Below are 13311 nucleotides of genomic sequence, written 5' to 3'. Positions count from 1 at the left end.
TTAGAGATCCAGCTTGTCGATCATCGGTTGCGTAATCAGGCAGGTGCCACTTGCGGTGCGGCGAAAGCGCCGGGCGTCCTCCTCCGGGTCTTCGCCCACAACGAGGCCTTGCGGGATCACGACGCCCCTGTCAATGACAACATTGCTGAGCCGCGCATTGCGGTTAATCTCCACGTAAGGCAGCGCAACGACGCCCTGCAATTCAGAGAAAGACCGCGTCCGCACACCGGTAAACAGCAGGCACTGATCGAGGCTGGAGCCGGAAATGATACAGCCCCCCGACACCATGGAGGAGACAGCATGGCCCCGGCGCCCCTCCTCATTGTGGATGAACTTCGCGGGCGCGGTCAGCTCGGAGTAGGTCCAGATCGGCCATTCGTTGTCGTAAAGATCCAGCTCGGGCGTGAAATCGGTGAGGTCGATATTGGCCTGCCAGAACGCATCGACCGTGCCCACATCACGCCAATAGGCTTTCTTTTCCATACTGGAGCGTACGCAGGAGCGACTGAAGGGATGCGCCACCGCCTTGCCCTCACGCACAATCCTGGGGATCACATCGCCGCCGAAATCATGGCCATAGTCCGGATCAGCGGCACACTCCGCCAAGAGCTTGAACATGTATTCCGTCTCGAAGACATAGATCCCCATGCTGGCCAGCGCGTGATCCGGGTGGCCGGGCATGGCGGGCGGATCGGCCGGTTTTTCCACGAAATCGAGGATCTTGTCCTCGGTGTCGACCTTCATCACCCCGAACCCCGTGGCCTCCATGCGCGGCACCTCGATGCAGCCCACGGTCACATCCGCGCCGCTCTCCACATGGTGGCGGATCATCTGCGCATAGTCCTGCTTGTAGATGTGATCCCCCGCAAGGATCACGATGTATTTGGGCCCGTAGCCTTCGATGATGTCCTTGTTCTGGGCCACCGCATCCGCCGTGCCCTTATACCAGTTCTCATTGTCCAGTTGCTGGGATGCGGGCAGAATATCGAGGCTTTCGTTGCGCTCGGCGCGGAAAAAGCTCCAGCCCCGCTGCAGATGCCGGATCAGCGAATGCGCCTTGTACTGGGTGGCCACACCAATGCGCCGGATGCCGGAGTTGACCGCGTTGGAGAGGGGGAAGTCGATGATCCGGCTTTTCCCGCCGAAATACATCGCCGGTTTGGCGCGCCTGTCCGTTAGCTCGTAGAGCCTGCTGCCGCGCCCCCCTGCCAGCACAAAGGCCATCGTTTGCTGCGCCAGTCGCTGCGTTTCTCTGTCCATGTCTGTCCTCCCCATGTTGTTTTGCTCTCCCACCCGGAGCGTCAGCCGCGCTCCAGTTCAAAGAAGAGTGTCGTCAAAGGCGGCAAGGTGATCTGGATCGACTGCGCCCTCCCCGACGCAGCCACGTCCTCACTGTGCGTGCCACCAAAGTTGCCGCGACCATCGCCGCCGTAGAACTCCGAGTTGGTGTTCAAACGCTCGACCCAGCGGCCCTGTTCCGGCACGCCAATGCGGCGATCCGTCCGCGCCACCGGGGTGAAGTTGCACACCACCAGCATGGGCGCTGCACCCTCGGTGCCATGGCGGATCCAGGCGAAAACAGACTCCTCGCCATTGTTTTCCTCAATCCACTCAAAGCCCTCGGGCGTGGCATCCTGCTGGTACAACGCCGGATTCGCGCAGTAGAGCGTATTGAGATCGCGGATCAGGCGTTGCATCCCTTTGTGCGGCGCGATGTCGAGCAGGTGCCAATCGAGGCTGCTGTCGTGGTTCCATTCGACCCCTTGCGCGAATTCCGAGCCCATGAAGAGCAGCTTCTTACCCGGGTGCCCCCACATGAACCCGTAATAGGCGCGCAGATTGGCAAATTTCTCCGCCCCCTGCCCTGGCATCTTGTCCAGCATCGAGCCTTTTCCGTGCACCACCTCATCATGGCTCAGCGGCAGGATGAAGTTCTCCGAGAAGGCATAGTGCAGCCCAAAGGTCATCTTGGAGTGGTGGTATTTGCGGTGGATCGGATCTTCGCTCATGTAGCTGAGCGTGTCGTTCATCCAGCCCATGTTCCATTTGAAGCCAAAGCCCAGCCCGCCTGCATCCGTCGGCGCGCTAACGCCTGGAAAGGCGGTGCTTTCCTCGGCCACGGTCATGATCCCCTCGACCTCGCCGTAGGTGGTCGCGTTCATGGTTTGCAGGAAGGCGATGGCCTCAAGGTTCTCGCGCCCGCCGTCCTTGTTGGGGATCCACTCGCCCTCTTTGCGGCTGTAATCGCGGTAGAGCATGGAGGCCACCGCATCGACACGCAGCCCGTCCACATGATGTTCCTGCAGCCAGTAAAGCGCGTTGGCAATCAGGTAGTTGGAAACCTCGGCGCGCCCGTAGTTGAACACCATCGTGTTCCAGTCGGGGTGAAAGCCTTCCTTCGGGTCGGCGTGTTCATAGAGCGCGGTGCCGTCGAACTTCGCCAGCCCATGCGGGTCTTCCGGGAAGTGGCCCGGCACCCAGTCGAGGATCACGCCCAGACCCGCGTTATGCGCAGCCTCGATGAAGGCACGGAACTCGGCGGGTGTGCCATGCCGGATCGTCGGCGCATAGAGACCCACCGGCTGATACCCCCATGAGCCATCGAAGGGGAATTCGGAGATCGGCATCAGCTCGATATGTGTGAAGCCCATGTCTGAGGCGTAGCCCACCAGCTGCTCGGCATGTTCAAGATAACTCAGCGGGCGATTGCCCTCCTCAAGCACACGCCGCCAGGAGCCCAGATGCACTTCGTAGATCGAGATCGGCTGGTCAAAGCGCTGCCGGGCCGCACGCTTTGTCATCCATTTGGCATCGCCCCAGTCATGATCGCCGATATCGCGCACAACTGACCCAGTGCGCGGCGGATGCTCCGACCCAAAGCCAACCGGGTCCGCCTTTTGCGGCAGAAGATGGCCGCCTGCATCCAGCACTTCGAATTTGTAGACCTCGCCATCGCCGATAACGGGGATAAAGGTCTCCCACACGCCGGTCTGGCCCCTGCGGCGCAACAGGTGTCGACGCCCATCCCAGGTGTTGAAATCCCCCACCACCGACACGCGCGCGGCATTCGGCGCCCAGACTGCGTAATGCGTGCCCGGCGTACCTTCATGTGTCATCACATGCGCGCCCAGCACATGCCACAGCTGCCGATGCGTGCCCTCGCCGATCAGGTATTCGTCCCATTCACCCATCACGGGGCCAAAGCGATAGGGATCATCCGCCACCCAGTGATGGCCATCGCGGGTGATGCTCAGATGATAGGCAAAGCGGGACTTTCGTCGAGAGGCGGTGCCTTCAAACAGCCCATCTGCGCCCGCGACGGGCTTCAGTGCCACAATCCGACGCTTGGTTTTGGGATCAACCGCCTCGATGCGATCGGCGCCGGGCACAAAGGCGCGCAGCACCCATTTTCCTGCCACCTCATGCAATCCAAGCACTGAGAACGGATCCGGGTGTCGGCCCGCAACAATGGCCTGGACGTCCTCTGCTTCACATCCCAAAATGGCTCCTTTCTAGAGCGTGTCCTGCCCGCTTGGAACCACCCTAGCTGCAAAGTCGCACTCGCGCCAACAGCGCAAGGCAATGACGTGGTCTTGGCGCGACATGCCCTAGGCCACATCCTTCTGCGATCTGCGCGGGCCAATAAGGCTGGGTGCATTCCAGATGTCGCGGGCATAACCGGCAATCGTCCGGTCCGACGAGAACCAGCCGACCCGGGCGGTATTGAGTGCGGCCATCCGGGTCCAGGCCGACTGGTCGGCAAAAGCCGTGTCGACCTCGCGCTGGGTCTCGAAATAGCTGTCGAAATCGCAGGTCACGAGGAAATAATCGTGATCGACCAGACCCTGAACCAGCCCGGCATAGCGTGCTTTCTCCGAGGGCGAGAAGACGCCGCTCTCGATCTGTTTCAGGACGCGGGCCAGACGCGGGCTCGCCTCGACCGCGCGGCGCGCATAGCTCGGCTCGGCCCGGCGGGCGACCACCTCAGCCGCTGTCAGACCGAAGAGAAAGAAGTTCTCGGCCCCCACGCAATCGCGAATCTCCACATTCGCCCCATCCAGGGTGCCGATCGTGGGTGCACCGTTCAGCGCGAATTTCATATTGCCGGTGCCCGAGGCTTCCTTGCCAGCCGTGGAGATTTGCTCAGACAGATCCGCCGCCGGGATCAAGATTTCCGCCATGGAGACATTGTAATTCTCTGGGTAGACGATCTGCAGCAGATCTTTCGTGACCGGGTCGGCATTGATCAGCGCGGCCGCGTCATTGATCAGGTGAATGATCTCCTTGGCCACCACATAGCCGGGCGCCGCCTTGCCGCCAAAGATCTTGACCCGCGGCGTCCAGTTGCCGTTTGGGGTGTCGCGGATGTCATTCCAGAGCGCGATGGTTTCAAGCAGGTTCATCAGCTGGCGCTTGTATTCGTGGATGCGTTTGATCTGCACGTCGAACATCGCCGCAGGGTCGAGCACCACGCCATCGCGCGCCTTGAGCCAGTTGGCCAGCCGCGCCTTGTTTGTGTCCTTTGCTGCCTGGAACCGCTCGAGGAACGCCGCGTCACTCGCATGGGTGCTGAGCCCCTCAAGCTGCTGCAGGTCATCCGGCCAGGCGGTGCCAATTGTCTCGTTGATCAGATCGCGCAGGGCCGGGTTGCAGGAATACAGCCAGCGGCGCGGCGTGATCCCGTTGGTCTGATTGATGATCCGGCCCGGGTAGTCGCGGTTGAGATCGGCAAAGACCGTCTCTTTCACCAGATCGGAATGCAGGGCCGACACGCCATTCACGCGATGCGCCATGACAAAGGCCAGCTCGCCCATCTTGACCTCACCGTGTTCAATGATGCGCACGTGGCTTCCGGTCTCGGCCAGATGTGCGGCCTCGATCAGCGCGATGATCCGGTGGTGGCGCGGTAGCACCCGGATGAACAGATCCTCCGGCCATCGCTCCAGCGCTTCGGGCAGTAGCGTGTGGTTGGTGTAGGCCAGACAGGCTCGCGCGGTGCTGATCGCCAGCGCCACTTCCATGCCGTGCGCGTCGATCAGCAGCCGCACCAACTCCGGCCCGGCAATAGCGGGATGTGTGTCGTTGAGCTGGATCGCCACGTGATCCGCCAGCGCCGCCAGATCGCCGCCTTCGCTCAAGAAACGGCGCAACAGGTCCTGGATTGAGGCGGAGGTGAAGAAATACTCCTGCTTTAGGCGCAGCTCCTTGCCGTCTTCGGTGGTGTCGTCAGGGTAGAGCACACGGCTGATCGTGCGCGCCAAGGCTTCGGGCGCGCTGGCCCCCATGTAGTCGCCACGGTTAAAGCTGCTGAGGTCAAAAGCCATCGTGGGCTGCGCCGCCCAGAGCCGCAGGGTGTTCGCCCACCGCCCCTGCCAGCCAACCACCGGGGTGTCATAGGCCGAGGCCATGACCGTCTCACCGGGCTCCCAGACCTGCGCGCCGTCGACCTCACGCAGCACACCACCAAAGTGAATCGGATAGCTCACCTCCGGGCGCTCGAACTCCCAGGCGTGGCGTTGCGCCAGCCAGGTCTCGGCCGTCTCCATCTGCGCGCCGTCCTTGAAATGCTGTTCAAAAAGCCCGTGTTCATAGCGGATGCCGTAGCCGTAAGCCGGAATACCCAAGGTGGAGAGCGAATCCATAAAGCACGCCGCCAGACGCCCCAGCCCGCCATTGCCCAGAGCCGCATCCGGCTCATCCGCGACCACCTTCGCGTAGTCTTGGCCAAGGCTCTCCAGCGCCTCTTGTGCCACCGCGTCCAGCCCCAGGTTCACAGCCACATCTTCAATGAGCCGCCCGATCAGGAACTCCATCGACAGATAGTAAACCCGCTTGCCCCGCGCCTCGTAGGTCTTGCGCGTGCTCTCGAACCACGGGTCAACCACCCGGTCGCGCAGCGCCAGCGACAGCGCCATGCGCCAGTCGTAAAGGGCGGCGTGGCTGGCATCCTTGCCAAGCGACTGTTTCAGGTGGCGCAGAATATCGGCACTGAACGCCTGCGGGGTCACGGGGGGGCTACTCATATCAGACATCGGGTCGGTTCCAAACTGGGCCTCGGACAGGCATAGGGGGCTGAAACATTCAATTTCTTTGTGATATCGGCTTTGGGTTGCAAAAAACAGCTGCGATTTTCAAAGCTCTCGGGCCCAGGGCGGGTTGGCGCCAGCGCGCGAGACCGTCACAGCGGCGACCTGAGCGCCCTTTGCGAGCGCGCCGGTCAGCGCCTCTTCACCGATCTCGGGCAGGCGCGCCTTGGACAACACTCCCGCCTCAAAGAGCGATGCCAGAACGCCCGCGTTGAAGGTGTCCCCTGCGCCGACGGTATCGACGATTTCGACCCGCTTGGCTGGCACATCGACACGGGCACCGGAAGCGAGGACGGCAGTGGCGCCCTCTGCCCCGCGCGTGACCAGCACAGCGCTTGGCCCCGCTGTGCAGAGCTGCCGGGCCTTCTGCTCCAGCGATTCATCGCCCGGAAAGATCCAATCCAGATCCTCGTCGGAGACTTTCAGCAGATCCGCCACGGCGATCATACGGTCGAGCCGCGCGCGGTAGCGGCCTTCGTCCCGGATAAACGACGCGCGGATGTTCGGATCAAGCACGATCAGCCGCGTCGGCGCCTCACGCAAGGCCAGGGCGGCGTAGAAGTCGGCGCAAGGTTCGCTGATCAGGCTGATCCCGCCGAAGTAAAGCGCCTCAACCGTGTCGGGCAAATCGGGCAACTGCTCTGGCGTCAGGCTGCGCCCGGCGGTGTTTTCGTCGTAGAACGTATAGCGTGCGTGGCCCTGGTTCAGCTCCACAAAGGCCAGGGTTGTGGGCAGATGCGAGCGGATCACATGGGCATCATCCACACCGCTGTCTTTCAAGGCCGCAGCCAGCTGGGTGCCAAAGAGATCGTCAGACAGCCCGGTGACAAACCCCGTGGGGCAGCCCAGCCGCCCAAGGGCGATGGCCGTGTTGAAGACAGCGCCGCCTGCATGCGGGACAAACCCAGATACGCCGGTGGCCGTGGCCTCCGGGATCATGTCGATCAGAGCTTCACCACAACAGAATATCATGCTCCGGCTCCCCTGGCCTGCGGCGTGGATGCCTAGCCGCGCAGGGCGGCTGCATCCTTCGCCAGTGCTTGGATGCCGGCCCAGTCGCCGGAGACAACCAGGTCAGAGGGTGCAACCCAGCTGCCGCCCGCGCAGATGACATTGGGCAATGATAGATAGTCCATCGCGTTCTCCGGGCTGACGCCACCGGTCGGGCAAAAGCTGATCTGTGGCAGCGGCGCGCCAATGGCCTTGAGCGCGGGCGCGCCACCGGAAGCTTCCGCCGGGAAGAACTTGAGCACGTCATAGCCGCGTTCCAGCAAGCGCATGGCCTCGGAGGCCGTGGCGGCCCCCGCCAGCAAAGGCAGGTCTTCGGCCTCACAGGCAGCGATCAGCGCATCCGTCGCGCCCGGCGAGACGCCAAAGGTCGCGCCCGCCGCTTTGGCGTTCTTGACATCCTGAGGCGTGACCAAGGTGCCTGCACCGACCACACCGCCGGGCACCTGCGCCATCTCGGCAATGACATCGAGCGCGGCAGGCGTGCGTAAGGTGACTTCCAGCGCGGGCAATCCACCGGCCACCAGAGCCTCGGCCAAGGGGCGGGCATGGGCTGTGTCTTTCACAACCAGCACCGGAACGATGGGCGCCAGCGAACAAATCTCTCTCGCGCGCGCGCTGGCCTCTTGCGGTGTCATGGGAAGGTCCTTTCTTAAAAGAGCACGCTGGCGCCGGTGTCCGCCGCGCCAACCGACCGGCGGAACTGGGCAAAGAGTTCGCGACCGAGGCCAAATTCATTGGCGCCGAGATTCACGCGAACGGCCTCTCTGTCAAGCACTCCGGGCGTTTTGATGTCAAGCGTGCCGGTTGTTGCATCGACGCGCAACACGTCCCCGTCCTGCAATTTGGAAATGGCGCCGCCATCCAGCGCTTCGGGGCTGACGTGGATCGCCGCAGGCACCGAGCCGGAGGCGCCCGACATGCGCCCATCGGTCACCAGCGCCACATTGATCCCCCGCGCCTGCAGGTTCTTCAGAAGCGGCGTCAGGCTGTGCAACTCCGGCATGCCATTGGCCTTGGGGCCCTGGAAGCGCACCACGACCACCGTGTCCTCGGTAATCTCCTGCGCGCGACAGGCCGCTTTGACCTCTTCCTGATCGTGGAACACGCGCACCGGCGCCTCCACGATCTGATGTTCGGGTTTCACGGCGGAGACCTTCATGACCGCATTGCCAAGGCTGCCGCTCATGCGTTTCAGCCCGCCCGTAGGTTGGAATGGGTCCGCAGAAGGGCGCAGGATTTTTTCGTTCAGACTGTGCGCCGTGCCCTCTTCCCAGACCAGCGTGCCGTCCTTGAGCTTGGGCTCCTGTGTATAGGCCTCCAGACTGCCGCCCGCGACGGTCTTGGTGTCGGGGTGCAGGAGGCCCGCACCCAGCAACTCGCGGATCATGTAGCCCAAGCCGCCTGCGGCGTGGAAGTGGTTCACATCCGCCAGACCGTTCGGATAGACGCGCGCCAAAAGCGGAGTCACTTCGGAGAGATCCGAAAAGTCCTGCCAGTCAAGGAGGATGCCGCCCGCCCGCGCCATGGCCACGAGGTGAATGAGCAGGTTGGTCGAGCCACCGGTCGCGTTCAGCCCAATGATGCCATTCACGAAGGCCTTTTCGTCGAGCACATCGCAGACCGGCAGGTAATTGTCGCCCAGATCGGAATGCGCCAGCGCCCGCTGGGCGCCTGCCTTGGTCAGCGCGTCGCGGATCCCGGTGTTCGGCGTGACAAAGCTCGTGCCCGGCAGATGCATGCCCATGAATTCCATGAGCATCTGGTTGGTGTTCGCAGTGCCATAGAAGGTGCAGGTGCCGGGGCCGTGGTACGCGCCCATCTCCGCTGCCATCAGCTCCTCACGGCCCACTTCACCTGCAGCGAACTTTTGGCGGACCTGCGATTTTTCCTCATTGGAGAGGCCGGACGTCATCGGCCCCGCAGGTAGGAACACCGTTGGGATGTGCCCAAAGGTCTGGGCCGCAATGATCAGCCCCGGCACGATCTTGTCGCAGACACCAAGATACACTGCGGCATCAAAGGTGTTGTGCGTCATGGCGATGCCCGTGGCCATGGCGATGAGGTCGCGGGAAAAGAGGCTCAGCTCCATGCCCGGCTCGCCTTGGGTGACGCCGTCGCACATGGCCGGCACGCCGCCCGCGACCTGCGCCGTCGCGCCCACTTCGCGCGCGGCCTCGCGGATCAGCTCGGGGTAGCGCTCAAACGGCTGATGCGCCGAGAGCATGTCGTTGTAGGTCGTCACAATCGCCAGATTGGGCGCCTGTTCGGTCGCCAGCGCGCCCTGATCCGATCCAGCACCCGCATAGGCATGGGCCTGCCCGCTGCAACTGAGGTGCCCGCGCGCGGGGCCTTTAACCCGCGCCGCTTGCATCCGTGCGAGGTACTCGCCGCGCGGCCCCTCGCTGCGGGCAATGATCCGGTCGGTGACGCGGGCAATGGTGTCGTTCAATGTCATCTGCGGTTCCTCTCGGTCCCTTGAGGACGCGGACGGCAGCTCAGATCTTGGACAGCTCCGCCAGCCTGCGCCCGGTGTCGATCATACGGTTCGCAAAGCCCCATTCGTTGTCATACCAGCTGACCACACGCACCAGACCATCTGCGGTCACACTGGTCTGCGGCGCGGCAAAGCACGAGGAATGCGGGTTGTGGTTGTAGTCGATGGAAACGGTCGGGTCGGTCTCATAGGCCAAGACACCCTTGAGCTCGCCTTCGGCGGCAACCTTCATGGCCGCATTGATTTCGTCTTTGGTGGCTGGCTTCTCGGTGGTGCAGGTCAGATCGACCAGCGAGACATTCGGGGTCGGCACCCGCACAGCGGAGCCTTCGAGCTTGCCTTCCAGATGTGGCAGAACCAGAGAAATGGCCTTGGCCGCCCCCGTCGACGTCGGCACCATCGAGAGCGCCGCCGCCCGCCCACGGTAGAGATCCTTATGCGGCGCGTCATGCGACGGCTGATCACCCGTGTAAGCGTGAATCGTGGTCATATAGCCGGTCTTGATCCCGAAGGCCTTGTCGAGCACGTAGGCCACCGGCGCGAGGCAGTTCGTCGTGCAGGAGGCGTTGGAAATGACGATGTCATCCTTGGTCATGTCTTTGTGGTTCACACCGTAGACCACCGTGCGGTCGGCCCCGGCCCCCGGCGCCGAAATCAGCACGCGCTTTGATCCGTTCTCCAGATGCTGCGCCGCTTTCTCTCGCGCGGTAAAGAGCCCGGTGCATTCCATTGCCACATCTACGCCGTCCCAAGGCAGTTCCCCTGGGTTGCGGATCGCCGTCACAACGATGCTCTTACCATTGACGACCAACGCATCGCCGGACACGGACACATCACCGTCAAACCGGCCATGCACACTGTCGTATTTCAGAAGATGCGCCAGAGTCTCGGGTGTCGACAGATCGTTGATCGCTGTGACCTCGACATCGGTCACCTTGTTTTCCACCAGCGCGCGCAGCACGCCGCGACCAATGCGACCAAATCCATTGATTGCAACCGTATGAGACATCTTCTTCCTCCAGAACGTCTTCTGTCTTGCGGCGATGAGACTCGACCCGCATTTGTTAGCGCTAACGATCACACTTCGCCCAGAATATCAATGGGCGATTGCGCCAATCTCCTGCGAGTCTACCATAAACAGGTCATTTTGCAGACCTATGACGTCGCCTCTGCAAAGACGATGTCGGCGGATAGAGTTGTCTCGATAACAAGCCACGCGTTGCGCAGATCGTTATCTTCAGCGCGGGCCACGGCGGCGTCCTGAGCCAGACCTTCAGTGAGCCAGCGGTCAATGAGCCGCGCGCGCAGCGTCTCCATGGGCACATCCAGGCAAATGCTCAGGTCCCACATGGGCCGCAAGTCGCGCCAGCCGGGCGAATCAAGTAGGAGATAGTTGCCTTCAACAATGACGATGTCGCTTGCGTCATCCAGACACCCGGCGCCCGCAATGGCGATGTCGCGTGAACGGTCAAAGCGCGGGTAGTAGACGGGAGTCTCACCCCCAAGCGCGGCCACAAGCCGCCGAAAACCACCTGCATCGAAGGTCTCCGGCGCGCCTTTCCGGTCCAGCAGGCCGAGACGCATCAGCTGCGTGTTGTCTAGGTGAAAGCCATCCATCGGCACCACCTCTGCCGCAGCGCCGCGCTGGGTCAAAGCCTCGGCCAAGCGCTCCGCCAGGGTCGATTTGCCACTGCCCGGAGCGCCCGCCACGGCGACAACGGCGCGCCGCGCTTGACGCGGCGCCTCCTGCACGGCGGCCACCAGCGTCTCGAACCTTTCAACTGTCCGGCTCATGCGGCCACGTCTTGGGCAGGTGGCTCTTTGGCGCCGGTCATGAAGGCGACCGCATCGGACATCGTATAGTCCTTGGGGTCGATCACGCAGAGCCGTTTGCCCAGACGGTGCACATGGATGCGGTCCGCCACCTCGAAGACATGCGGCATGTTGTGGCTGATCAGAATGATCGGGATGCCGCGTGACTTCACATCCAGGATCAGCTCCAGCACCCGGCGCGATTCCTTCACGCCAAGCGCCGCCGTCGGCTCATCAAGGATGATCACCTTTGAGCCAAAGGCCGCCGCCCGCGCCACGGCCACCCCCTGCCGCTGCCCGCCCGAGAGCGTCTCCACCGCCTGGTTGATGTTCTGAATGGTCATCAAACCAAGCTCCGAGAGCTTGTCGCGCGCGATCCGCTCCATCTCCGCCCGGTCGAGCTGGCGGAGCCATTTGCCCCGGAACCCCGGTTTACGGATCTCGCGACCCATGAACATATTGTCCGCAATAGACAGGGCGGGCGACATCGCGAGGGTCTGATATACCGTCTCGATGCCCTCGTGCCGCGCGTCGATTGGCGAGGTGAAGTGGACCTTCCGACCTTCGAGGAAAACTTCGCCCTCATCCGGGATCACCGCGCCAGACACGGCCTTGATCAGCGAGGATTTGCCCGCGCCATTGTCACCAATCACCGCGAGGATCTCGCCCGGCATCAGGTCAAAGTCGCAATGATCCAGCGCCGTGACCTTGCCATAGCGCTTCACGAGGTTGCGCGCCTTGAGAATAGGTTCCATCAGACCGACACCTTTCTGATCCATTGATCCACACCCACGGCGGCGATGATGAGCACGCCGATGAGCAGGTAGGTCCATTGCGCATCCGCGCCCATCAGGCGCAGCCCCAGGGTGAACACCCCGACGATCAGCGCGCCAAAGAGCGTGCCCATGATCGACCCACGCCCACCAAAGAGCGAGATGCCCCCGATCACCACCGCCGTGATGCTTTCGATATTGGCCAACTGCCCCGAGGTCGGCGACACGGACCCGATCCGCCCGATGAGCGCCCACCCGGCAAAGGCGCAGATCAGCCCCGCCAACGCATAGACTGAGATGAGCGTGCGTTTCACATTCACGCCGGACAGCTCCGCCGCCTCCGGGTCATCGCCCACCGCATAGACATGCCGCCCCCAGGCGGTGTGTTTGAGCGCATAGGCCAGCACAAAGACCAGCGCCAGCATGAAGACGACACCAAAGGTCAGCCGCGCGCCGCCCAGCTGGATCGTGTTTCCGAAGACCTGCAGCAGCGGCGCGTTGGCTTCAATGTCCTGACTTCGGATGGTCTCATTGGCCGAATAGAGAAAATTGGTCGCCAGCACGATCTGCCACATGCCCAGCGTCACAATGAAGGGCGGCAGCTTGACGCGTGCCACCAACCAGCCATTCAGGAACCCGATCAGCGTGCCGCAGAGAAGCCCGCAGGCCACCGAGACCTCGACGGGAATGCCATAGCGGAAGGTGAATTGCCCCATCACCACCGAGGACATGACCATGATGGCACCGACGCTCAGATCAATGCCCGCCGTGAGGATCACCAGACTCTGCGCCGCGGCAACGATGCCAACAATCTGTACTTGCTGCAAAATCAGCGTCAAAGCGAAGGGGGAAAAGAATTTGGTGCCGAGCAAAAGACCGAAGATCGCAATGGAGGCGATCAGTACGATCAGCGGCACCAGTGAGGGGTTCACATGCAGCATGTGTTGCACCGTCCCGATCACCCCGCGATGGGGATCGTCGAACTCAGCGACAGCCTCGGGTGGCTTTGAGACGTCGGTCTCATAGCCTTGAGAATTTCCAGCGGTCTCAGACACAGATCCCCCCTCTGTCCGCAGATCAAATGCGCATGGTGTGATGCTAAGCTTGCCAGACCGGGCGCTAAAAGTCCCGGCCG

At 62.5% G+C, this 13311-nt stretch carries 10 protein-coding genes; all 10 read right to left on the bottom strand.

Going from position 1 to position 13311, the window contains the following annotated elements; all coding sequences use genetic code 11:
* The 10 genes from glgC to So717_RS07850 all read right to left on the bottom strand — a co-directional run bounded on the left by glgC (nt 1) and on the right by So717_RS07850 (nt 13231).
* Nucleotides 1-1260 carry a glucose-1-phosphate adenylyltransferase gene (gene glgC, locus So717_RS07895; protein WP_159975801.1) on the bottom strand — a complete coding sequence of 420 codons (1260 nt, stop codon included), beginning with the start codon at nt 1258-1260 and terminating at the stop codon, nt 1-3.
* Between the two features lie 41 nt (nt 1261-1301).
* Nucleotides 1302-3500, bottom strand: a complete 2199-nt coding sequence (gene glgB / locus So717_RS07890) for a 1,4-alpha-glucan branching protein GlgB (protein WP_159975798.1) — start codon at nt 3498-3500, stop codon at nt 1302-1304.
* Nucleotides 3501-3608: 108 nt separating this feature from the next.
* Nucleotides 3609-6032, bottom strand: coding sequence for a glycogen/starch/alpha-glucan phosphorylase (locus So717_RS07885; RefSeq protein ID WP_159975796.1), 2424 nt, complete (start codon nt 6030-6032; stop codon nt 3609-3611).
* A gap of 99 nt (nt 6033-6131) precedes the next feature.
* Nucleotides 6132-7058 carry a carbohydrate kinase family protein gene (locus So717_RS07880; protein ID WP_159975794.1) on the bottom strand — a complete coding sequence of 309 codons (927 nt, stop codon included), beginning with the start codon at nt 7056-7058 and terminating at the stop codon, nt 6132-6134.
* Nucleotides 7059-7090: 32 nt separating this feature from the next.
* Nucleotides 7091-7732 carry a bifunctional 4-hydroxy-2-oxoglutarate aldolase/2-dehydro-3-deoxy-phosphogluconate aldolase gene (gene eda / locus So717_RS07875; RefSeq protein WP_159975792.1) on the bottom strand — a complete coding sequence of 214 codons (642 nt, stop codon included), beginning with the start codon at nt 7730-7732 and terminating at the stop codon, nt 7091-7093.
* 14 nt (nt 7733-7746) lie between these two features.
* Nucleotides 7747-9552 carry a phosphogluconate dehydratase gene (gene edd / locus So717_RS07870; protein WP_159975790.1) on the bottom strand — a complete coding sequence of 602 codons (1806 nt, stop codon included), beginning with the start codon at nt 9550-9552 and terminating at the stop codon, nt 7747-7749.
* A 40-nt stretch (nt 9553-9592) separates the two neighbouring features.
* Entirely contained in the window at nt 9593-10600 is a 1008-nt protein-coding gene (gene gap / locus So717_RS07865; RefSeq protein ID WP_159975788.1) for a type I glyceraldehyde-3-phosphate dehydrogenase, read from the bottom strand.
* Between the two features lie 146 nt (nt 10601-10746).
* Nucleotides 10747-11385, bottom strand: a complete 639-nt coding sequence (locus tag So717_RS07860; protein ID WP_159975786.1) for a nucleoside/nucleotide kinase family protein — start codon at nt 11383-11385, stop codon at nt 10747-10749.
* Nucleotides 11382-12158, bottom strand: a complete 777-nt coding sequence (locus So717_RS07855) for an ATP-binding cassette domain-containing protein (RefSeq protein ID WP_159975784.1) — start codon at nt 12156-12158, stop codon at nt 11382-11384. The genes So717_RS07860 and So717_RS07855 overlap by 4 nt, the downstream gene beginning before the upstream one ends.
* Nucleotides 12158-13231, bottom strand: a complete 1074-nt coding sequence (locus tag So717_RS07850) for an ABC transporter permease (protein WP_238840747.1) — start codon at nt 13229-13231, stop codon at nt 12158-12160. The genes So717_RS07855 and So717_RS07850 overlap by 1 nt, the downstream gene beginning before the upstream one ends.
* Nucleotides 13232-13311 lie beyond the last annotated feature (80 nt).

This window comes from Roseobacter cerasinus (genome assembly GCF_009811755.1).
GTDB lineage: Bacteria > Pseudomonadota > Alphaproteobacteria > Rhodobacterales > Rhodobacteraceae > Roseobacter > Roseobacter cerasinus.
The sequence above is the reverse complement of the archived record's forward strand: the minus strand, read 5'-3'. Positions and strand labels throughout refer to the sequence as shown.